Here is a 19,901-nt window from a genome sequence, read left to right as displayed (position 1 = left end):
GGGTCTGTCGGTCAGGGGCGGTCGGTCAGGGGCGCCAAGGTCAGTGGCGTCACGGTCAGTGGGTCTTGCGCAGGACACGGCGGATGACGAACATCCCGGCGAGTCCGAGCACGAACAGGACGACGCCGACGGCCTGGCTGTAGCCGAGGTCGGTGTCGACGAACGCCTTCTGGTACACGAGGTACGACAGCGTCGTGGTCGCGGTGCCCGGGCCGCCCTGGGTCAGCAGGAGCACGTTCTGCGCCGAGCTGAAGAGCATCGAGAGGAACTGCAGCATCGCCACCACCCCGATGAAGTCGCGGGCGATCGGCCAGTACACACCCACGCCAGGCGCCACGACCCGGCGCCGTCCATGCGGGCGGCCTGCACGATCTCGGTGTCGACGCCGTCGAGCCGGCTCGCGATGAGCACCGCCGAGTACCCGATGCCGGCCCACAGGTCGACGACGATGAGCGCACCGAGGGCGGTCGCGGGGTCGGCCAGCCAGGCCTTGCCGCCGATGCCGAGCGTCGCGAGCACCCCGTTGACCAGGCCGTCGGGGTTGAGCATCGCGTAGAACATCATCGCCGTGGCCGGTGCCGAGATGAGCGCCGGGATGAAGAGCAGGTAGCGGAGCACCTTGTGCCCGCGCGGCTTCTGCACGACGTGGAAGGCGAGCAGGAACGCCAGCACGATCATGATCGGCAGCCCCACCACGATCTGCACCGTGCTGTTCCGGACCGCGGCCCAGAACGTCTCGTCGGAGAACAGCACCCGGAAGTTGTCGAGCCCCGCGAACGTCGGCGAGACGAGCATGCCGGGCCAGCTCAGGAAGGCGATCACGATCATCGCGACGACCGGCCCGATCATGAACAGGCCGTACCAGACGAGCGCCGGGATCGCGAAGGTCGGGAAGCTGCCGCGGCTGCTGCCGACGGCGCGGGATCCACGGCGGGCGGGCCCGGACGGGGTCGATGCGGACCGGATGGGTGGTTCCTCGACGAGCACTGCCATGGGGAGCTCCTTCTCGCAGGGTCGGGTGGGTCAGGCGGCCGTGTAGGCGCGCTCGAAGAGGTCGATGATGCGGTCGGCCGAGGTTCCCGATCCGTACGCCAGGCTGGTCGCGCGGATCATCGGCTCGTACGCCGAGTCGGGCACGAGCAGGTCGGGCAGCATCACCGGGGTGACCTGGTCGTCGGTGAGCTTCGACGCCTGGGCGACGAGCGGGAAGTCGCGGCTGACCGTGTCGGTGATCCGGCTCATGTCGCGGCCGGAGTCGAGGACGAACTCGGTCGTCACCGCCGACGAGTACAGGTACTGCACGAAGGGCTTGATGAGGTCGAGCTTCGCCCGGCCGTTCTCGCTGATCCAGATGCCGTGCCCGTTGTAGCTCTTGATGACACTCGGGTGCGCGATGGCCGCGTGCTGTGAGGGGACCGGCCAGCCGCCCACGGTGACCTCCTTCGCGCGTTCCTTCGACACCAGCGCCAGGGCGGAGGACATCGCGGGGACGATCGCGGCCTTGCGCGTGGTGAACTGCGTCAGTTCGGAGTCCGAGGTGAACCCCTGCACCGAGTCCACGAAGACCCCGGCGTCGCGGAGCTCGACGAAGTGCTCGACCCCGCGGACCGCACCGGCGCTCTCCGAGATCCTGCCCGTGGAGAAGACCTTCGCCGCTTCGTCCTGGGACACGAACCCCTGGATCACCTGCATGAGGAGCTTCTGCCCGCTCCAGTCCGACCCGCCGACGGTGACCGGCCCGATGCCGGCGGAGCGCAGGCGGTCGGCTGCGGCGATGAGCGCGTCCGAGGTCGTCGGGATCTCGCTGACTCCGGCCTGTTCGAGCAGCGCCGTGTTGAACGACACCGGCCAGTTCGTCCGGGTGAACGGGAACGCCCGGAGCCGGCCCTGGTCGTCGGTCCACTCCTCGAGTGCCTCCGGGATGATCTTGTCGCGCAGGTCCCACTCGTCGAGGTACCGGGAGACGTCGATCGTGGCGTCCTCACCCGTCCAGGACAACGTCCGCCCGACCATGTTCACGATCGCGACGTCGGCTTCCTTGCCGGCGAGGAACTCGTCTCGAAGACGATCGGCAGGTCGGACCCGTTCGACAGCAGGGCGACCTTGCGGTCCGTGCGGCGGCGGTAGGCGGCGACGACGTCCGTGAACGTCTGCGCACCCGCGACCGCGCCGCTGAGCTGGGTGTGCACGCTCAGCGTGCCAGGGCCGCTGGAGGCCGGGGTGAGGGCGCTGCACCCGGCCAGGATCGGCGCGAGGATGCCGGCGCCGAGCCCGGCCCCGATGAGGGTGCGCCTACTGATGCCGTCCGTCACGGTGCCTCCCTGGCAGTGGATGGTGGAGCGATCGCGATGCATTTGGTACAGCGGTGTACTTCAGGTGACGAGCAACGTATACCGCTTTACACGACGGGGTCAAGCCTCTACGCTCGACGGCATGAGCGACACCACTGCCGGAGCCGTCGACCGACGCCGTGTGACCATCGCGCAGGTCGCCAAGCGCGCCGGCGTCTCGACCTCGGCCGTCTCGCACGTGTTCAACGGGCGGCCGAACGTGTCCGCCGCCACCGCAGCCCGCATCCGCAAGGCCGCCGACGACCTGAACTGGCGGCCGAACCTGGCGAGCCGCAAGCTCTCCGGCAACGCGGGTCGCAGCCTGGGACTGGTCCTCGCCCGCTCGCGCGACACCTTCCAGCGCGACCCGTTCACGATGCGGCTGATCGCCGGGCTGACCGAACCCCTCGCCGCGATCGGGTGGTCGCTGTCCGTCACCCTCGTGCAGGCCGACGACGAAGCCGCCGTCTACCGGCAGTGGTGGACCGAGCAGCGGGTCGACGGCTTCCTGCTCGTCGACGTCCGCACCGACGACCCCCGCATCCCGATGCTGCAGCACCTGGCAGCCCCGGCCGTCATGCTCGGCGCACCGATCGCCGGCAGCACCGTCCCGGCGGTCACGGTGGGCGACGCCGACGCGACCGAGTCCCTGCTCGACCACCTCGGTTCGCTCGGACACCGCCGGATCGCCCGCGTCGGGGACGGTCCGGCGCTCGCGCACACCGGCGCCCGCGACGCCCGCTTCACCGCCGCAGCCGCGCGCCGGGGCGTGGACGCGCTCGTGCTCGGGTGGCGAGCCGATGCCGAGGACCCGGTGGCCGACCTGCTCGCGCGGCTGGACCGCGCCACGGCGATCGTCCTGGACGGCGAGGCGATCGCGGCCGAGGTGATCGCGCACGCCCCCGAGCTCGGCGTCCGCGTGCCCGAGGACCTGTCCGTCGTCGCGTGGGAGGACTCGTGGGTCTCGTCGATCGTGCGTCCGTCGCTGACCGCCCTCGACGCCCCCGTCGAGGAGTCCGCCCGCACCGCCGTCGCCCTGGTCGAACGACTCGTCCGCGGCGACGAGGTCACCGATGCCGAGGTCGGCGGACGCGCCCTGCACGTCCGCGGCTCGACCGGCCCCGCCCCAGCCGCCGCCACCGTTCCCTGATCGAAGGAGACCGATGACCACCGCCACGCGCTTCGGCGTGAACTACGTGCCCTCGACCGACTGGATGTTCCAGTGGCAGTCGGTGGAGGAATCAGCGATCCGCCGCGACCTCGAGGCGATCGCCGCCCTCGGCCTCGACCACGTCCGGCTGTTCCCGCTGTGGCCGACCCTGCAGCCGAACCGCACGCTCATCCGGCGACGGGCCCTCGACGACGTGGCCCTGGTGGTCGACATCGCCGCCGAGTTCGGGCTGGACGCCAGCGTCGACGTCGTCCAGGGGCACATGTCCGGCTTCGACTTCGTCCCCGCGTGGCTCGTGAACTGGCACGACGGCAACATGTTCACCGACCAGCCGGCGATCGACGCGCAGGCCGCCCTGGTCGCCGCCGTGTACGACGCGGTGCGCGACCGCCCGAACTTCACCGGGCTGACCCTGGGCAACGAGCTCAACCAGTTCCAGCCGCCGAACCCCGCCGCGATGCCCGCCGACACCGCGCAGGTGACGCACTGGCTCGAGTCCCTGCTCGGCGCACCCCGCGACAAGGACCCGCGGCACGTCGTCACGCACTCCGAGAACGACCACCTCTGGTACCGCGACGGTCACCCGTTCGTGCCGGCGCACGCCAGCCGGCTCGGAGACGTCACGACCGTGCACTCCTGGATCTTCAACGGGGTGGCCGGTCGGTACGGCGCACTCTCCGACGAGTCCGTCCGGCACGCCGAGTGGATGATCGAGCTCGCCCGCGCCTTCGCCACCGACCTCGAGCGACCCGTCTGGCTGCAGGAGGTCGGAGCGCCCGACCGGCACCTCGCCGAGTCCGAGATGCCCGAGTTCCTCGAGCGCACGGTCGCCGCGGCCCTCACGACCGAACGCCTGCACGCGGTCACGTGGTGGTGCTCCCACGACGTCTCCCGCGACCTGGGCGACTTCAAGGACCTGGAGTACTCGCTCGGTCTGCTCGACGTCGACAACCGCGTGAAGCCGCTCGGCCGGCGCTACGCCGAGGTCGTCGCCGACGCACGGCGCTCCGCCCCGATCCCGACCCCGCGGACGAGTGCGGTCGTGGTCGACGTCGACGAGGCCGACCTGCCGATCCGTCGGGCGGACCTGGCACCGGGCGGCGCCGTCTTCGAGCGCTGGCACCGCCTGCGCGCCGCCGGCGAGGCCGTGACCGTCGTGACGAGCCGGACCGCAGCCGACCCCGCGGCGCTGGCGGCACGGGGTGTGACCCGGGTCGTGGAGACCGCAGCGGTCTGACGGGGCCGAGCCGGGCCTCCTGGCCGTCAACCGGGATCGTCACCGAGCCCGCGATCCGGGCGTACCGTGACTGCCGATCCACACAGGAAGCCGCTCCTGAGCAACCGAGCACTTGCGGCAGATGTAACTTTGCAGGCAGCGCAAAAATCGTTTCGCCAGCGCATCGGTACCGGGAGACCCTGCTCATGACCCAGACGGCGACCGCACCCGCGGCCCCCACCACGGCGTCCAACGTCGTGATGAACCACCGACAGATCCTGTTGGTGATCTACGGCCTGATGGCCGGGATGTTCCTCGGAGCCCTCGACCAGACGATCGTCGGCACCGCGATCCGCACCATCGGTGACGACCTGCACGGCCTCGACCAGCAGGCCTGGGTCACCACCGGGTACCTGATCGCCTCGACCGTGACGACGCCGATCTACGGCAAGCTCTCCGACATCTTCGGTCGGCGGCCGCTGTTCATCACGGCGATCGGCATCTTCATCGTCGGCTCGTTCGCGGCGTCGTTCTCGACCTCGATGCTCATGCTCGCCGGGTTCCGTGCGCTGCAGGGTCTCGGTGCCGGTGGCCTGATGTCCCTGCCGCTGGCGATCATGGGCGACATGCTCGCCCCCGCGAGCGGGCGAAGTACCAGGGCTACTTCCTGGCCGTCTTCGGCATCTCGTCCGTGATCGGACCGCTCGTCGGTGGCGTCTTCGCCGGCGCGAGCGAGCTGCTGTTCATCTCCGGCTGGCGCTGGGTGTTCCTGATCAACGTGCCGATCGGCGTCATCGCGCTGTTCATGGTGCTGACGTTCCTGCACCTGCCGAAGTTCGGCGACCGCGGCAAGCCCCGGATCGACTGGTGGGGTGCGACGCTCGTCATCGTCACGCTCGTGCCGTTGCTGCTCATCGCCGAGCAGGGCCGCGAGTGGGGCTGGAGCTCCCCCGGCGCCTTCGCTTGCTACGGCATCGGTGCGGCCGGTCTGATCGCGTTCATCATCGTCGAACGGGCGATGGGCAGCGACGCGATCCTGCCGATGAAGCTGTTCGGCTCGCGGGTGTTCTCGATGTCCGCGATCTTGTCGGTGCTCGTCGGCTTCGGCATGTTCGGCGCGATGCTGACCATCCCGCTGTACCTGCAGATCGTGAAGGGCGTCACCCCGACCGAGTCCGGGTTCGCGATGCTCCCGATGGTGCTCGGTCTGATGATCTCGTCGATCGCCTCGGGCCAGATCATCTCGCGGACCGGCAACTACCAGGTCTTCCCGATCACGGGCACGGCGTTCACGGCCATCGGCTTCACGGTCCTGACCTTCCTGACCGCTGACCGCCCCCTCTGGTTCCTGATGCTCGGCATGTTCGGCATCGGCCTCGGGCTCGGGCAGCTCATGCAGACGCTGACCCTCGCGGCGCAGAACTCGGTGTCCCCGCGGGACATCGGTGTCGCCACCAGCGCCGCGACGTTCTTCCGGCAGATCGGCGGCACCATGGGCACCGCCGTGCTGCTGTCCGTCCTGTTCACCCTGATGCCGACGAACATCACCGCGGCGATGCAGAACGAGACCGACCTGAAGAGCGCCCTCAACGCCGCGCTCACCCCCTCGGTCGCGAACGCCTCCGAGAACAAGGGCGTGATGGACCAGATCTGGACGAAGATCGTCGATCCCGTGCAGAAGAACGTGCAGGACGGCCTGAACGACGGCGCCGTGCAGGCGAAGGAAGCCGCCGACGCTGCCGTCACGAAGCAGGTCACGGCCGCCGTGCAGCAGCAGGTCGCGGCCGGCAAGCTCCCCGCCGCCGCAGCCGACACCGTCATCGCCCAGCAGGTCGACGACGCCAAGCCGGCCGCGGAACAGCAGGCCCTCGAGACGGCTGCGGCCAAGGCGAACGCGACCGTCGTCGACGGCACGCTGCAGGTCGACTACTCGGACAAGGCACAACGCGAGAACGTCGTCGACGAGGTCGCCCCGACGCTCATCAAGCAGCTGAAGAGCGGCGACTCGAGTGCGAGCTCGTCCGGTTCCGCGGCGACGAGCGACACCTCGTTCCTGAACGGCGCGGACAAGCGACTCACCCGTCCGTTCCTGGTCGGTTTCAGCGACTCGGCCGTGCGCGTGTACTACGTCGGCCTCGCGGTGATCCTGCTCGCGTTCGTGCTGACCTGGTTCTTCCGGGTGCCGCCGCTGCGCAAGACCTCGGCGCTGCAGGAGCAGGCGGACGCCGCACGGACCGCTGACGCCGACGCTGCGGCTGCCGGTGCGGGCGCGGGTGCTGCCGGCGCCGGATCGGGTTCGGCTGCGATCGCGTCGTCGGACTCGGTGCCGACCTCGCCCGACGTGCCCGCCCAGCCCCGGTCAGCACGCGCGGCCGGATCGTCAGACGTGTCGGTGCTGCCGAACGACGTGCCGCCGAACGACGTCGCCACGGACGGCACTCGCGCGCCGCTGCCAGACGCCACGACGCACGGCGCCCACTCGGCGGCTGCGCCCGTGGACGAACCCCCGACGACGACCGGTGCGATCCGGACCCGGGCTGCCCACGCTGCCCCGGTGGTGGACGCCGGCGCCCCTGCGACCGGGGCCGACGCTGCGGAGGCGAGTCGGGCCTCCCGGCTGGACGACGCGGACGAGGCGCACCCGCACGGGCGGCACTCGGCCGAGTAGGCGCGGGCGCAGGCGCAGGCGCAGGCCTGCCCTGCCGACTCGGAACGACAAGGTCGACGTCGCACGACGTCGACCTCGTCGTCTCTGCGCGCGTGCAACCGTTGCGGGCGCGCGGTTGCGTCATCCTCGATGTCGTACGACGTCGAGGATGTCGCACTCGCGCGCCCTCGGTGCGTGTGCATGTTCCGACAGGACACGCGTCGATCACCTCGTGGAACGTCGCACGATGCACCCGCATGCACCCACGCGCGGCCGCCACCACCCACGCGCACCCGCGCATGCACCCACGCGCCGCCGCCGCGCCCGTCAGCCCGCAGCGCCCGTCAGCCCGCCGGCACCTCGCCCGCGCGGCCACCCGGCCCCGCACCCGCCACCTCGAACGAGGCCGCCGGCAACCGCTTCCGCATGACCTCGACCGCGGCCGGGTTGTCGTCGACGAGCACGTACCGCCGTCCGAGCGCCGACGCCACCGCGCCGGTCGTCCCGCTGCCGGCGAAGAAGTCGAGCACCCAGTCCCCCTCGCGTGAGGACGCCTGCACGATGCGCCGCAACACCCCCTCGGGCTTCTGCGTCGGGTAGCCGGTCTTCTCCTTGCCGGTCGGCGACACGATCGTGTGCCACCAGACGTCGGTGGGGAGCTTGCCGCGCTCGCGCTTCTCCGCAGTGACGAGCCCCGGCGCCATGTACGGCTCGCGGTCGACCGCCGACGAGTCGAACCAGTACTGCGACGGGTCCTTCACGTAGACCAGGATCGTGTCGTGCTTGGTCGGCCACCGCGACTTGGACTTGGCGCCGTAGTCGTAGGCCCAGACGATCTCGTTCAGGAACGACTCGCGGCCGAACAGCGCGTCGAGCAGGACCTTCGCGTAGTGCGACTCGCGGTAGTCGAGGTGCAGGTACAGGGTGCCGTCGGTGGTGAGGAGTCGCCAGGCCTCGATCAGCCGGGGCTCGAGGAACGTCCAGTAGTCCTCGAACCGGTCGTCGAACCGCATCAGGTCACCGCGGACCCGCTCGTAGGTCCGTCCGTGGAACCCCATCACCGGCCCGTCGGCGCTCGGCACTGCGGACGAAGCATGCCGCCGCTGGTACCGCCCCGTGTTGAACGGCGGGTCGAGGTACACGATGGTGAACGTCTCGTCGGCGAGCGCCGGGGTCACGTCAAGGGCGTCGCCGAGGACGACTCGGTCCGGGCCTCGGTCGTCTCCCGTGTGCACGGGACCATTCTGGCGCAGCCAGCGGCGAGGCACCGGTCCCCGCGCAGAACGCGCAGCCAGCGCAGCCAGCGGCGACTCGGCCTCGCGGCGTAGCCTCACCGCATGGCAGCACCCGAGGTCCGCAACGACACCGACAAGCAGCAGTACTCCCTGGTCGAGGACGGCGAGGTCATCGGCTTCGCGGCGTACGAGGTCGACGGCGACGAGATCCGCTTCGTCCACACCGAGGTCGACCCGTCGCACCGCGGTGGCGGGCACGCGTCGATCCTCGTGCAGCACGCGCTCGACGACGTGCGCGACGGCAGCCTCCGGGTCGTGCCGCAGTGCAGCTACGTCCGCGCGTGGATCGAACGGCACCCGGACTACCAGGAACTCACGACGCGCTGACGCGCGGCACAGCGCGCACTGCGCACTGCGCACTGAGCACTGCGCGCCGCGCCCCGTTGAACCGCCGTCCGGTCAGTACGACCGCTCGTGCGTCCCGACTCGTGCTTCGTGCCGACCGGCGCTCCGCACCGCCGGCACCTTGATGAGCACGCTGCCGCTGAGCAGGTCGTGGTCGTCGTCCGCCGGTGACGGTGCCTCCTTCGGGAGGCGCGACTGCCGTTCGTACTCGGCTTGCGTTTCGTGGCGGGTCGGCGCGAACACCTCGTCCAGCATCCCGCCGATGCCTCCGGATCCGCCGCTGCGCGTGGACTTGTTCGACAGGTCGATCCACCCCACGCGATCGGCGATCCACACCACGACGGCCACGGCGGCCACCGCCCCCAGGAAGATCAACCAGTTCACGCGAGCGACGCTACGTGGACGATCCGGCCACGACATCAGCCGCGCGGGGGATTCTCATGATCCGCACGTGTGGTTCATGGAGTCGGTCGTCACACTGGTCGGGCGGCGGCCGGAGCGTCCCCCTCTGCTCCGGCCGCCCACCACGAGCTCGCTCAGGGGCAGTGCTCGCTCAGGGCACCCGCTCGAGCCACTCCTTCGTCGCGAACTTCGTGCGCACGAGTTCCTGCGCCTTCTCGCGCTCGGCATCGGTCACCGCGCCGGGAGTCGCCCCGTACAGCTTCGTGAACGTGCCGACCAGCCGGTCGATGATCTCGGCGCGGGACAGCCCGGTCTGCGAGCGCAGCGGGTCCACGCGCTTCGCGGCCGACGTCGTCCCCTTGTCGCTCATCTTCTCGCGCCCGATCCGCAGCACCTGGACCATCTTCTCGCCGTCCATGTCGTAGCTCATGGTGGCGTGGTGGAGCAGTGATCCGGTGCCGAGGCGCTTCTGCGCAGCGCCGCCGATCTTGCCCTTGGCCGAGGTGATGTCGTTGAGCGGCTGGTAGTACGCGTCGATGCCGAGGGACTTGAGCGCCTCGATCACCCACTCGTCCAGGTAGGCGTAGGAGTCCGCGAACGTCATGCCCTGCACCAGGTCCGCGGGGACGTAGAGCGAGTAGGAGATGATCGCGCCGGCGTCCATGAACATCGCGCCGCCGCCGGAGATCCGCCGGACGACCTGCACGCCGAACTTCTCGGCACCGGCCGGGTCGACCTCGTTCTTCAGCGACTGGAACGACCCGATGACGACGGCGGGCTGGTCCCACTCCCAGATGCGCAGGGTCGGACCGCGGCGACCGGCGCCGACTTCTTCGGTCAGCACCTGGTCGAGCGCGAGGTGCTCGTTCGGGCTGATCGGACCCTCGTGGATGATCTGCCAGTCGTAGTCCTGCCACGACGATGCACGGGACAACGCGCGGCGGACGGCGACCCCGACGGACTCTGGTGTGAAGCCGAGCAGCACGGCGTCGGCCGGGAGCGCCGCACGGACGGCCGCGGCGATGCCGGCGGCGTCGGTCGTCGACGGCAATCCGTTGACGGCCGCGTCGATGAGCGGCAGCGCGTCGTCGGGTTCGAGGAAGAAGTCGCCGGCGAGCCGGAACTCCTGGATGTCCCCGTCCACCACGTCGAGGTCGACGACGACCAGTTTTCCACCTGGGACCTTGTACTCACCGTGCACGCGTCGAGCCTACGCCCGCCACCTGTCGGACTGGAGGCGCGGGTCGGCGCCGCCACGGGCCTCCCGTCCGTCAGCCGGTACCGTCTCAGGACGCGCGCGCCGTCACCCGGTCCAGCCACGCGACCAGGTCGGCCACGACCTCGTCGCGGTTCGTCTCGTTGTAGACCTCGTGCCGCGCCCCCTCGTAGACCTGCACCGTGACGTCGGACAGTCGTCCGCGCCGCCGGTAGGCCTGTGCCAGCCGCTCGACCGACCGCGGCCCACCGAGGGCGTCGTCGGACCCGACCTGCAGCAGCATGGGCAGGTCGTGCGGGATCCCCCGCCGCGGGACCCCGAGCAGCCGGAGCGTGTCGGGCAGGCCGAACAGGCCGATGACGTCGGCCTCGACCGCGAGTGGGTCGACGGACATCGCGTCGATGATCTTCCGGTCGCGGGTGAGCCACTCGAACTTGGTCGGACCGGAGCCCGCGTGCCGCGCGTTGAGGTCGCCGCTGTTCATCCAGCCGGGCAGCCGGTAGGCGGTGGCGGAGAGCACGACCCCGTCCCACGACTCCGAGGAGCTGTTCACGATCCGCTGCGCCATGAGCGAGCCCCACGAGTGCCCGAGCAGGACCAGGGGTACGCCGGGGGTGTCCGCGCGGGCGACCTCCCCCATCTGCTCGACTGCGGCGATCGCGGCGCGCAGTCCGCCGGGGCCGAGCCGTCCGAGCTTGGCGTGGTCGCCGTCCCACTGGCCGAGGCCGGTGCGCCCGTGCCCGCGGTGGTCGTTCGCGTGCACGGTGTACCCGGCGCGGACGAGGTCCTGCGCCAGGGGCTCGTACCGCAGCCCGTGCTCGCCGACGCCGTGCGCGATCTGCACGATGCCCTTGGGGCGCGCCGCTCGCCAGGTCGAGTAGACGATCTCGACGCCGTGGGCGTCGGTGAACGAGGCGTCGCCTCGCGCTGCGGAGAAGGTGGGCACGTGAGCATCCTCGCAGACAGGCACCCCCACGGACCTGTTCATCCGGCGTTCACGCAGGGGCTTCGGGGCGGGCCTACCGTCCCCGGCATGGACGTCCTCGTCATCGTCGTGCTCGTGATCGTGGTGGCCCTCGTGTTCGACTTCACGAACGGGTTCCACGACACCGCCAACGCCATGGCCACGTCGGTCGCCACCGGGGCGCTCAAGCCCCGGACCGCCGTGCTCATCTCCGCCGTCCTCAACGTGGTCGGCGCGTTCCTCTCCACCGAGGTCGCCAAGACCGTCTCGCAGGGCATCATCCGCGAGGGCCAGGACGGCGTCCACATCTCCCCCACGATGATCTTCGCCGGGCTGGTGGGCGCGGTCCTCTGGAACCTCGCCACGTGGTACCTCGGGCTGCCCTCGTCGTCGACGCACGCGCTGTTCGGTGGGCTGATCGGCGCCTCGATCATCGGCGCCGGGCTGAACTCGGTCGACTGGGGGACGGTGGTGTCGAAGGTCGTGCTGCCGGCGCTGCTCTCCCCGGTCATCGCCGGGGTCATCGCCCTGGTGGCGACCTACCTGGCGTACGTGCTCACGAAGAACGCCACGACACACGGTGCGGCGACGGGCTTCCGGCACGGGCAGACCGTCTCGGCGTCGCTGGTGTCGCTCGCGCACGGCACCAACGACGCGCAGAAGACGATGGGTGTCATCACGCTGACGCTCATCGCCGCGAACTACCAGGACAGCGGGACCGGCCCGGCGCTCTGGGTGATCCTGGCCTGCGGACTCGCGATCGGCCTCGGTACCTACACCGGTGGCTGGCGGATCATGCAGACGGTCGGCAAGAAGATCTCCGATGTGCAGTCGCCGCAGGGCTTCGCGGCCGAGACGAGTTCCGCCGCGACGATCCTCATCTCGTCGCACCTCGGCTTCGCCCTGTCGACGACGCACGTCACCAGCGGTTCGGTGATCGGGTCCGGGCTCGGCAAGAAGCTCGCCGACGTGCACTGGTCGGTCGTCGGCCGCATCGTCGTCGCGTGGGTGATCACGTTGCCGGCGGCCGCGGTGGTCGGCGGGTTGGCGACCTGGCTCGCCTCGACCTCGGCGGTCGGTCTCGTGCTGGTGGCGGTGCTCGCCCTGGCCGGCGGGCTGACCTTCTACGTCCTCGCCAAGCGCAAGCCGATCTCGCACGACGACGTCGCCGCCGGATCGACCGAACCCACCGACCAGGCCGAGCCGCAGCCGGCCGGCGCGCAGAACTGAGGGGAACGACGATGGAGATCGACTTCACGAGCATCGGCCTGGTTGCGGGCGTCGGCTTCGTGGCCGCGGTGGGCATCGTGCTCGTCTACACGCTCGGCCTGCGGCTGCTCGGCACCGGGCAGCCGCTCGACACCGGCGGCGAGCGTACCCAGTACTCCGAGGAGACTCCGCGGTCCGGGCACACGCCGCCGGCAGCACTGGCGGGTGCTGTCCTGTGCTTCGCGGTCTGTGCGGCGGCCGTGCTCGCGGGCATCTGGCTCACGATCCCCCAGTTCCACTAGTACGTTCCTTCCCATCGCCCCCGCGCTGGGAAGCGAAACAGGCGTACCTGGTCGAAACTTCCGACCAGATACGCCCGTTTCGACCAGGTACGCGCCCGACCTCAGTGCGCGCTGTAGCCGCCGTCGACCAGGTGGTAGCTGCCCGTGATGAACGAGGCCTTGTCGCTCAGCAGGAACAGCACGAGCGCGGCGACCTCCTTGTCGGTGCCGAGACGCTTCGTGGCGTGCTCCTCTTCCAGCGCCGAGATGGCATCGGGCGTCATGGCGTTGCGGAGCAGCGGGGTGTCGATGAAGCCCGGGCCCACGGCGTTGGTGCGGACACCCTGCGCCGAGTACTCGAGCGCGGCGACCTTGGTCAGGCCGGCCAGGGCGTGCTTCGACGCGACGTACGCGGCGTTCTGCGCGATGCCGACCGTGCCGAGCACCGACGCCATGTTCACGATCGAGCCACCACCGGCGGCGACCATCGCGGGCAGCTCGTAGCGGAGCCCGTAGAAGACACCGTCCAGGTCGACCGCACGGACGCGGTCCCAGGCGGCGATGTCGTACTCGCCGATCTTCTGCGGGGCGGCGCCGATGCCGGCGTTGTTCACGGCGAGGTGCAGCGCGCCGTGGGTGTCGACGGCGTACTGGACCATGCGCTCGTTGTCGGCGGCGACGGCGGAGTTGGCCTCGAACGCGCTGGCGGTGCCGCCGGCCGCCGTGATCTCGGACGCGACCCGCTGGGCAGCGTCGAGGTTGATGTCGGTGACGACGACCGTGGCACCCGCCGCGGCGAGCTCCTTCGCGACGGACTCGCCGATGCCGCTGCCACCACCGGTGACGATGGCGACCTTGCCCTCGAACTCGGACATGATTCCTTCTCTCTGAACAACACCTGTTGTCCAGGACAACGGTACACCCGAAAACCAGTTCGTTCACTGAACTAATGAGCTAGGCTAACGACCTGTGACCGACGCCACCGACCTCCGCATCGCCGTGAACCGGCTGTCCCGGACGCTCCGCGCGCAGAAGGCCGACACGACCGTCACCGACGCCCAGTTCGCGGCGCTCGCCCGGCTCCACCGCGACGGCGCGATGACCCTCGCCGACCTGAGCCGCCAGGACGGCGTCACCCCACCCTCGATGACGAAGACCATCGCGGTGCTGGTCGAGCGTGGCCTGGTGTCCAAGGGCGGCCACGACGACGACCGCCGCAAGGTCGTCCTCTGCGCCACCCCCGCCGGAGCCGCGTTCGTCGAGGAGACACGGCGCCGCCGTGACGGCTGGCTCACCCCGCGGCTCGCCGCACTCACCCCCGTCGAGCGCGCCACCCTCGCCGACGCCACCGAGATCATGAGGAGGCTGGCCCAGCAGTGACCGCCATGTTCCGCTCCCTCGCCGGACGCAACTACCGCATCTGGTTCGCCGGTGCCCTGGTGTCGAACGTCGGTACCTGGATGCAGCGCACCGCCCAGGACTGGATCGTCCTGACCCAGCTCTCCGACAACGACGCCGTCGCGGTGGGGATCACGATGGCGCTGCAGTTCGGCCCGCAGCTGCTGCTCCTCCCCTGACCGGGCTCGCCGCCGATCGCTTCGACCGTCGCAAGATGCTCATGCTCACCCAGGCGCTGATGGGCCTGCTCGGGCTGGGCCTCGGTGTCATGGTCCTCACGCACACTGCGACGCTGCTCGCGCTGTACGGCTTCGCCCTCGCGCTCGGCATCGTCGCCGCGTTCGACACCCCGATCCGGCAGGCGTTCGTCTCCGACGTCGTGCAGGGCGAGAACGTCGCGAACGCCGTCGCGCTGAACTCCGCCTCGTTCAACGCCGCCCGCCTGATCGGTCCCGCGGTCGCCGGCGTGCTCATCGCTGCCATCGGCTCCGGCTGGGTGTTCGTCATCAACGCCGGCTCGTTCCTGGCGGTCCTCATCGCGCTGCGCTTCGTCGACCCCGCACAGCTCGCCGAGCGGGTGCACGCCGGCCGTGGCAAGGGGCAGATCGTCGCCGGCTTCCGGTACGTGCGGACCCGGCCGGACATCATCGTCGTGCTCTGCATGATCTTCGTCGTCGGCACGTTCGGCGTGAACTTCCCGATCTTCACCTCGACGATGGCGCGTGTCGAGTTCCACCAGGGCGCCGGCGAGTTCGGCCTGCTCAACTCGGTGATGGCGATCGGATCGGTGTTCGGCGCGCTGATGTCCGCCCGCCGGGACAAGCCGCGGATGCGCACGCTGGTGCTCGCGGCCGGAGGCTTCGGCCTGGCGTGCACGGCTGCCGCCCTCGCACCCACGTACTGGACGTTCGCGTTCGTCCTGGTGTTCGTCGGACTCGCGGCGCTGACCTTCATGACCACCGCGAACGCCCTGGTCCAGACCACCACGAAGCCCGCGATGCGCGGCCGCGTGATGGCGCTCTACATGGCGATCTTCGCCGGCGGCACCCCCATCGGCGCCCCGATCGTCGGTGCCATCGCAGACGCGTGGGGTCCCCGCTGGGCCATCGCGGTCGGAGCTGCGTCGGGCTTCGTCGCGCTCGCCATCGCCATCGTCTGGCTCGTCCGCTTCCAGCGCCTCCGGCTCCGGTACGACGCGGACACCCGCCTGCACCTCGCGGTCACGCACGCGATGCCGGTGGTCGGCACTCGCGCCTCGCGTGCCGCGCTCCGCCAGGAGCTCGAGCGCGAAGAGGCCGTCGCCGACCGCTCCAGCGCCGTCTGACGCGTCCGGGCAGCGTCCATCTCGCGAAAGCGACAGATCTCCGCGAACCGTTGGCGGGTCTCTGACGCTTTCGCGTGGCGGACGGGAGGCACGGGTCGGGCCCGCCACGGGCCTCCCGGCCGTCGCCGGTCCGGTCCAGGGCCGCGATCAGTGCGCGGGTTCGGTCACCGCGAAGACGCGCTCGTCGAGCGCCGCCGCGACGCGGTCCGCAGCGGCCGCGAGCCGATCGCCTGCGTCGCCGACGACGCCGAGGGCCGCGTCCGCCGGGACGGCCTCGAGTCGGTCGCGGGCGGCGGAGAACGCCGCGACCTCCTCCGCGACGCAGGACGGTGCCACGTCGGCCAGGCACTCGGCGGCCCGTCGGACGGTGAAGCGCAGCGACCGCGGACTGTGCTCGTCCAGGAGCAGGAACGCCGCGGCGTCGTCCGGCACCGGATGGTGGTCCCGGCCACGCAGGAACGCCTCGCCCGCGCCGCAGGCCCGGAGCGCCGCCGTCCACGAGGTGACCGAGTCCGGTTCGAGCAACCCCGAGGCCAGCAACCGGGCGGTCGAGGCGACCCGGGTCAGGGAGCGGCCGAGGGTGAAGAACTCCCAGACCTCGTCGCGACTGGCGTCTCCTTCGACCACGCCGATCGCGAGGGCGCTGCGTTCCCGCGCCCAGCCGAGGAACTCGTGTGCGCGGCCCGGAGCGATCTTGCGCGGCATGCGTGAACGGGTGACGTCGAGGCAGTCCCAGAGTTCGCTCGAGACGACCTCGCGGGCTCGACGGGCGTGGTCCCGCGCGACGGCGACCGCCGCGGCGATGGACGCCGGCTCGTGCCGGTCCAGCGCCAGGGCGTCGATCGTCGCGGACCGGTCGGCGTCGTTCGCCGGTCCTGCGGTCCCCACCACCGAACGGAGCTCGGCTGCCACCGCCCGGTCGTCCTCGACCGTGCCGGTTTCGCGCCGGGCGACGTAGACGTCGAGCAGGCGTGCGACCACGTCGGTGCGCTCGACCGCGCTCCCCACGTGGAAGACGTTCCCCGCGAGTCGGCTCAGCACGGCTGCTCCTGCATCCCCAGAACCTAACCAGTGGGCGTTGCGGGAGTGTTTCGGAGCCGCGTCACGGGTGTTGCAGTGTCCGATGTCCGCGCACACACCTGGGTCTGCGCCGCGATCGCGACCCCTCGCTAGACAATCTAACTAGAGCGTCTAGCATTGCAGGATGACGTCCGAGGTCCTGACCAGCACCGCGGGGTTCTGGTACGAGGACTCCCCGGTCACCGCCGTCGACGTCCTGAACGCCCTGCGCCGGTACCGCACCGCCGAGAGCGCCGCGCAGCGTCGGGCCCGTGAAGCCCTGGGCATCGGCGAGAACGCACTGCTCGCACTGCGGGTCCTCATCGACGCCGAGCAGGACGGCCGGACCGTCAACGCCAAGGACCTGGCCGAACGCCTCGAGATCACGGCGGCGTCGACCTCGGCGCTCGTGGACCGACTCGTCCGCAGCGGCCACGTCGAGCGGCACCAGGACCCGATCGACCGACGCGGCGTGATCCTCACCGCGACGGGGACGTCCATGCGCCACGCCCTGCACGTGATCGAGGAACTCGACGCTCGCGCCCTCAAGGTCACCGAGCACCTGCCGACCGACGAGATGGCCGTCGTCGTGGACTTCCTCGACGAGATGGTCCGCGTGGTCGACGACGTCGACGCCGGCGCCCGCGCCGTCCGCCGCGCGTAACCTGCTCTCCATGGACCCTCGCGGCACGCACGACCCCGAGGACGACATGCCGTTCGCCGAACTCGACTCCCGGGCCCGCGCCGACGCGGCACTCCGGCGGATCCAGGGCGGGGCCGATCCGGCGCGCGAGGCCTTCGACCTGGCGAACACCATGAACGACGAGGCCGTGGGGCGGCTCACGGCACGGCTGCGACGGTTCCTCCGCCGCGACTGAGGCGTCGACTCGCGCGCCGACTCGCGCGTCGACTCAGAAGGCGGTGCCCACCGCCGCGATGTCGTCGCCGCCGTGCCCGGCCGCACTCGCGTCGGCGTAGACGCGACCCAGGGCATCGAGGAGCGTGGTGGACACGTCGTTCGCCCGCGCGGCCTCGGCGATCAGGCCGATGTCCTTCCGCAGCCCGTCGAGCGCGAACTGCGCCGGGAACTCGCCCGCGATGATCGCCGCGCCCTTGGTGTGCGCGTAGGCCGAGTCGCTCGCGCTGCCGTCGATCGCGTCGAGGAACAACTGCGGGTCGAGCCCGAGCGCCGCGGCGAGGGCGAGCGACTGCCCCGTGGCCGCGGTGATCGAGGCGATCCAGGCGTTGGCCGCGAGCTTGAGCGCGGTCCCGTCGCCGACCCGCTCGCCGGCGCGGACGGTCTTCGCGCCGATCGCGTCGAGCACCGGGACGACGCGGTCGACCTCGTCGGCGGGGCCGGCCGCGAGCATGGTGAGCTTCCCCTGCTCCGCCGGGGCCTTCGTGCCGAGCATCATCGCCTCGACCAGGGTGATGCCGTACTTCGCGGCGAGCTGCACGACGGTCTCGGTGCCGTCGACGCCGATCGTGGACGCCTGCACCCACACGGCGTCGGTCGGCGCGTCCCCGGCGGCCTGTTCGAGCACGTCGATCACGGCGTCGGTGTCGAAGAGGGTCAGGAGGACGACCTCGGCGTGCTCGACGGCGGCACCCGGGTCCGCGGCGACCGTCGCACCGTGCTCACCGAGCGGTGCGGCCTTGTCGGCACTCCGGTTCCAGACCGTGACCTGGTGCCCTTCGCGCAGCAGTGATCCCGCCACGCCGGCACCCATCGCCCCGGTCCCCAACACCGTCACTCGCACGTGCGTCTCCGTCCTGCCGCGGCGCGGTGCCCCGGCGTTCCCGACGGTACGCGCTCGCCCGTCGTCGCTGTCAGAGGAGCCCGCGGGCCTGCAGCCAGGTGGCCGGGTCGACCGGGACGCCGTCGACGATGACCTCGAAGTGCAGGTGTGCCCCGGTGGAAACGCCGGTGTTGCCGACGGCGCCGAGGCGTTGGCCGGTCGACAGGACCTGACCCGGTCGGACCCCGATCGTCGACAGGTGGCCGTACCGGGTCTGGGTGCCGTCGGCGTGCTGGAGCAGGACCTGGTTGCCGTACCCGCCGAGGACCCCGGCGGAGACGACACTGCCGGGCATCGCGGCCACGACGGTGGTGCCGATCGGAGCCGCGAAGTCGATGCCCTGGTGGTTCGTCGAGCAGGCGGAGCACCCGGTCACCCAGCGCGAGCCGAACCCGCCGGCGGCCGGCACGGTGCCCGTAGTGGGACGGGCCGCGGCTCCCGACGAGCCGACGGCGGTCGCACGGGCCTGGGCGGCGGCGGCCCGGCCGATCGAGAAGCCGTCACGGTCGACGGAGAGCCGGGCGGAACCGTCGGCGACGAACTGCTGCACGCCGAGCACGGGACCGCTCGGCGACGGGGTCGATGCCATCGCAGTCTGCGGAGAGCCGACGGCGACGAAGAGACAGGTCACCGCGGCGGTCGCCGTCGCGGGCAGGGCACGCCGGACGGAACTGCGGAAGAAGGAGGTGGAAGCCGGGGTGACGGGAGGGGACACCGTCACCCCGGCGGCTCTGGGGCCGTCCGGGCGCATGCCGTGCCCGGCACGGCGCCGCACGGACGCTTCGGGCCGGCGGGTCGTGGAGCGGTTCGCGGCCCGCCGTTCGGCACCGCGCGGGCGCAGCGGGAGGCCGTCGGTGGGCGTCGTCATCGCTCGGGGACCGCCGGACTCAGACGCGGACGACGCCGTCGCGGGCGATCCGGTCGAGTTCGGTCGCGACGGCGTCGACGACTGCTCGGGTGATGGCGTCGGCGACCGTCTCGACCAGGACGAGCTGCTCGGGCTGCACACGGAGCTCAGTGACCATCGACGGGGTGACGCGGACCGTGATGTCGTCGATCGCGGCGACGAGGGCCGCTGGCACGACGGTCGAGTCGCCGGCGCGGACAGGGGCGGTCATCGGCGAGGTCGGTGCGGGCGCTGCGGCCGCGCGAGCCGGGGTCGGAACCGGTGCCGGGGCGACGCGGGCCTCGGGCTGGATACGTCGCTGGGCGATGGAGTCGAAGAGCGGGGTGGAGGACATGCTG

At 71.1% G+C, this 19,901-nt stretch carries 21 protein-coding genes and 2 pseudogenes; 10 read left to right on the top strand and 13 right to left on the bottom strand.

The window, feature by feature from the left end; genetic code table 11:
• Positions 1-55: 55 nt before the first annotated feature.
• Genes ACZZ0J_RS16195 through ACZZ0J_RS16180 form a run of 4 tightly spaced genes read right to left on the bottom strand, consistent with a single transcriptional unit; the run spans position 56 to position 2,312 of the window.
• A complete protein-coding gene (locus tag ACZZ0J_RS16195) occupies positions 56-277 on the bottom strand; it encodes a hypothetical protein (RefSeq protein WP_463437692.1) in 222 nt (73 codons plus the stop codon).
• Complete coding sequence (locus ACZZ0J_RS16190) at positions 223-993, bottom strand: carbohydrate ABC transporter permease (protein ID WP_463437691.1); 771 nt, start codon at positions 991-993, stop codon at positions 223-225. Before ACZZ0J_RS16190 ends, ACZZ0J_RS16195 begins: the two co-directional genes overlap by 55 nt.
• Positions 994-1,023: 30 nt before the next feature.
• Positions 1,024-2,013 (bottom strand): ABC transporter substrate-binding protein, encoded by a 990-nt coding sequence (locus tag ACZZ0J_RS16185; RefSeq protein ID WP_463438208.1) that lies wholly within the window; start codon positions 2,011-2,013, stop codon positions 1,024-1,026.
• A gap of 2 nt (positions 2,014-2,015) precedes the next feature.
• Positions 2,016-2,312, bottom strand: a complete 297-nt coding sequence (locus tag ACZZ0J_RS16180) for a hypothetical protein (RefSeq protein WP_463437690.1) — start codon at positions 2,310-2,312, stop codon at positions 2,016-2,018.
• A 121-nt stretch (positions 2,313-2,433) separates the two neighbouring features.
• Here ACZZ0J_RS16180 and ACZZ0J_RS16175 point away from each other — a divergent pair, with 121 nt between their 5' ends.
• The 3 genes and pseudogenes from ACZZ0J_RS16175 to ACZZ0J_RS16165 all read left to right on the top strand — a co-directional run bounded on the left by ACZZ0J_RS16175 (position 2,434) and on the right by ACZZ0J_RS16165 (position 7,385).
• Entirely contained in the window at positions 2,434-3,480 is a 1,047-nt protein-coding gene (locus ACZZ0J_RS16175) for a LacI family DNA-binding transcriptional regulator (RefSeq protein WP_173169705.1), read from the top strand.
• A 13-nt stretch (positions 3,481-3,493) separates the two neighbouring features.
• Entirely contained in the window at positions 3,494-4,738 is a 1,245-nt protein-coding gene (locus ACZZ0J_RS16170) for a glycoside hydrolase 5 family protein (RefSeq protein ID WP_463437689.1), read from the top strand.
• 185 nt (positions 4,739-4,923) lie between these two features.
• Positions 4,924-7,385 (top strand): annotated as a pseudogene (locus ACZZ0J_RS16165) (MDR family MFS transporter).
• A gap of 323 nt (positions 7,386-7,708) precedes the next feature.
• Here ACZZ0J_RS16165 and ACZZ0J_RS16160 read toward each other — a convergent pair.
• A complete protein-coding gene (locus ACZZ0J_RS16160; protein ID WP_463437688.1) occupies positions 7,709-8,599 on the bottom strand; it encodes a DNA-methyltransferase in 891 nt (296 codons plus the stop codon).
• A 102-nt stretch (positions 8,600-8,701) separates the two neighbouring features.
• Here ACZZ0J_RS16160 and ACZZ0J_RS16155 point away from each other — a divergent pair, with 102 nt between their 5' ends.
• A complete protein-coding gene (locus tag ACZZ0J_RS16155; protein ID WP_123293692.1) occupies positions 8,702-8,986 on the top strand; it encodes a GNAT family N-acetyltransferase in 285 nt (94 codons plus the stop codon).
• Positions 8,987-9,058: 72 nt separating this feature from the next.
• Here the strand turns inward: ACZZ0J_RS16155 and ACZZ0J_RS16150 are convergent, their stop codons facing one another.
• From ACZZ0J_RS16150 to ACZZ0J_RS16140, 3 genes are all read right to left on the bottom strand, one after another.
• Entirely contained in the window at positions 9,059-9,388 is a 330-nt protein-coding gene (locus ACZZ0J_RS16150; protein WP_463437687.1) for a hypothetical protein, read from the bottom strand.
• A 169-nt stretch (positions 9,389-9,557) separates the two neighbouring features.
• A complete protein-coding gene (locus ACZZ0J_RS16145; protein ID WP_214547470.1) occupies positions 9,558-10,607 on the bottom strand; it encodes a lipoate--protein ligase family protein in 1,050 nt (349 codons plus the stop codon).
• 85 nt (positions 10,608-10,692) lie between these two features.
• Positions 10,693-11,568: an alpha/beta hydrolase gene (locus tag ACZZ0J_RS16140; protein WP_463437686.1), complete on the bottom strand. Its 876-nt coding sequence runs from the start codon at positions 11,566-11,568 to the stop codon at positions 10,693-10,695.
• An 87-nt stretch (positions 11,569-11,655) separates the two neighbouring features.
• Here ACZZ0J_RS16140 and ACZZ0J_RS16135 point away from each other — a divergent pair, with 87 nt between their 5' ends.
• Together ACZZ0J_RS16135 and ACZZ0J_RS16130 are read left to right on the top strand one after the other, a co-directional pair.
• Positions 11,656-12,816, top strand: a complete 1,161-nt coding sequence (locus ACZZ0J_RS16135) for an anion permease (protein WP_463437685.1) — start codon at positions 11,656-11,658, stop codon at positions 12,814-12,816.
• Positions 12,817-12,827: 11 nt separating this feature from the next.
• Complete coding sequence (locus ACZZ0J_RS16130) at positions 12,828-13,097, top strand: hypothetical protein (RefSeq protein WP_123293687.1); 270 nt, start codon at positions 12,828-12,830, stop codon at positions 13,095-13,097.
• Between the two features lie 101 nt (positions 13,098-13,198).
• Here ACZZ0J_RS16130 and ACZZ0J_RS16125 read toward each other — a convergent pair whose 3' ends face one another.
• The gene (locus ACZZ0J_RS16125; protein ID WP_463437684.1) at positions 13,199-13,951 is read right to left on the bottom strand and encodes an SDR family NAD(P)-dependent oxidoreductase; all 753 of its coding nucleotides are present in this window, start codon (positions 13,949-13,951) and stop codon (positions 13,199-13,201) included.
• Positions 13,952-14,045: 94 nt separating this feature from the next.
• Between ACZZ0J_RS16125 and ACZZ0J_RS16120 the strand changes: the two genes are divergently transcribed.
• Positions 14,046-14,456 (top strand): MarR family winged helix-turn-helix transcriptional regulator, encoded by a 411-nt coding sequence (locus ACZZ0J_RS16120; RefSeq protein WP_111085532.1) that lies wholly within the window; start codon positions 14,046-14,048, stop codon positions 14,454-14,456.
• Positions 14,453-15,798: pseudogene (locus ACZZ0J_RS16115) on the top strand (MFS transporter). Before ACZZ0J_RS16120 ends, ACZZ0J_RS16115 begins: the two are co-directional and overlap by 4 nt.
• Before the next feature lie 147 nt (positions 15,799-15,945).
• On the opposite strand, the gene ACZZ0J_RS16110 reads toward ACZZ0J_RS16115, so the two are convergent.
• The gene (locus ACZZ0J_RS16110; RefSeq protein WP_194648555.1) at positions 15,946-16,839 is read right to left on the bottom strand and encodes an alpha-E domain-containing protein; all 894 of its coding nucleotides are present in this window, start codon (positions 16,837-16,839) and stop codon (positions 15,946-15,948) included.
• Positions 16,840-17,002: 163 nt separating this feature from the next.
• Here ACZZ0J_RS16110 and ACZZ0J_RS16105 point away from each other — a divergent pair, with 163 nt between their 5' ends.
• Positions 17,003-17,521 (top strand): MarR family winged helix-turn-helix transcriptional regulator, encoded by a 519-nt coding sequence (locus ACZZ0J_RS16105; protein WP_463437683.1) that lies wholly within the window; start codon positions 17,003-17,005, stop codon positions 17,519-17,521.
• A gap of 10 nt (positions 17,522-17,531) precedes the next feature.
• Positions 17,532-17,735, top strand: coding sequence for a hypothetical protein (locus ACZZ0J_RS16100; protein WP_131846957.1), 204 nt, complete (start codon positions 17,532-17,534; stop codon positions 17,733-17,735).
• Between the two features lie 33 nt (positions 17,736-17,768).
• Here the strand turns inward: ACZZ0J_RS16100 and ACZZ0J_RS16095 are convergent, their stop codons facing one another.
• The 3 genes from ACZZ0J_RS16095 to ACZZ0J_RS16085 form a co-directional block, all read right to left on the bottom strand.
• A complete protein-coding gene (locus ACZZ0J_RS16095; RefSeq protein ID WP_463438206.1) occupies positions 17,769-18,605 on the bottom strand; it encodes an NAD(P)-dependent oxidoreductase in 837 nt (278 codons plus the stop codon).
• An 82-nt stretch (positions 18,606-18,687) separates the two neighbouring features.
• A complete protein-coding gene (locus tag ACZZ0J_RS16090) occupies positions 18,688-19,524 on the bottom strand; it encodes a M23 family metallopeptidase (protein WP_463437682.1) in 837 nt (278 codons plus the stop codon).
• 19 nt (positions 19,525-19,543) lie between these two features.
• Positions 19,544-19,897 carry a hypothetical protein gene (locus ACZZ0J_RS16085; RefSeq protein WP_463437681.1) on the bottom strand — a complete coding sequence of 118 codons (354 nt, stop codon included), beginning with the start codon at positions 19,895-19,897 and terminating at the stop codon, positions 19,544-19,546.
• Positions 19,898-19,901: the final 4 nt, after the last annotated feature.

The sequence above is a fragment of the Curtobacterium sp. AC272 genome, from assembly GCF_979258155.1.
The sequence above is the reverse complement of the archived record's forward strand: the minus strand, read 5'-3'. Positions and strand labels throughout refer to the sequence as shown.

What these genes read in the sequence shown, in the direction of transcription:
- ACZZ0J_RS16195 (WP_463437692.1), bottom strand. Translation starts at nt 277, where the DNA reads ATGCTGCAGTTCCTCTCGATGCTCTTCAGCTCGGCGCAGAACGTGCTC.
- ACZZ0J_RS16090 (WP_463437682.1), bottom strand. Translation starts at nt 19,524, where the DNA reads ATGACGACGCCCACCGACGGCCTCCCGCTGCGCCCGCGCGGTGCCGAA.
- ACZZ0J_RS16185 (WP_463438208.1), bottom strand. Translation starts at nt 2,013, where the DNA reads ATGGTCGGGCGGACGTTGTCCTGGACGGGTGAGGACGCCACGATCGAC.
- ACZZ0J_RS16085 (WP_463437681.1), bottom strand. Translation starts at nt 19,897, where the DNA reads ATGTCCTCCACCCCGCTCTTCGACTCCATCGCCCAGCGACGTATCCAG.
- ACZZ0J_RS16135 (WP_463437685.1), top strand. Translation starts at nt 11,656, where the DNA reads ATGGACGTCCTCGTCATCGTCGTGCTCGTGATCGTGGTGGCCCTCGTG.
- ACZZ0J_RS16170 (WP_463437689.1), top strand. Translation starts at nt 3,494, where the DNA reads ATGACCACCGCCACGCGCTTCGGCGTGAACTACGTGCCCTCGACCGAC.
- ACZZ0J_RS16175 (WP_173169705.1), top strand. Translation starts at nt 2,434, where the DNA reads ATGAGCGACACCACTGCCGGAGCCGTCGACCGACGCCGTGTGACCATC.
- ACZZ0J_RS16130 (WP_123293687.1), top strand. Translation starts at nt 12,828, where the DNA reads ATGGAGATCGACTTCACGAGCATCGGCCTGGTTGCGGGCGTCGGCTTC.
- ACZZ0J_RS16105 (WP_463437683.1), top strand. Translation starts at nt 17,003, where the DNA reads ATGACGTCCGAGGTCCTGACCAGCACCGCGGGGTTCTGGTACGAGGAC.
- ACZZ0J_RS16125 (WP_463437684.1), bottom strand. Translation starts at nt 13,951, where the DNA reads ATGTCCGAGTTCGAGGGCAAGGTCGCCATCGTCACCGGTGGTGGCAGC.
- ACZZ0J_RS16155 (WP_123293692.1), top strand. Translation starts at nt 8,702, where the DNA reads ATGGCAGCACCCGAGGTCCGCAACGACACCGACAAGCAGCAGTACTCC.
- ACZZ0J_RS16100 (WP_131846957.1), top strand. Translation starts at nt 17,532, where the DNA reads ATGGACCCTCGCGGCACGCACGACCCCGAGGACGACATGCCGTTCGCC.
- ACZZ0J_RS16190 (WP_463437691.1), bottom strand. Translation starts at nt 993, where the DNA reads ATGGCAGTGCTCGTCGAGGAACCACCCATCCGGTCCGCATCGACCCCG.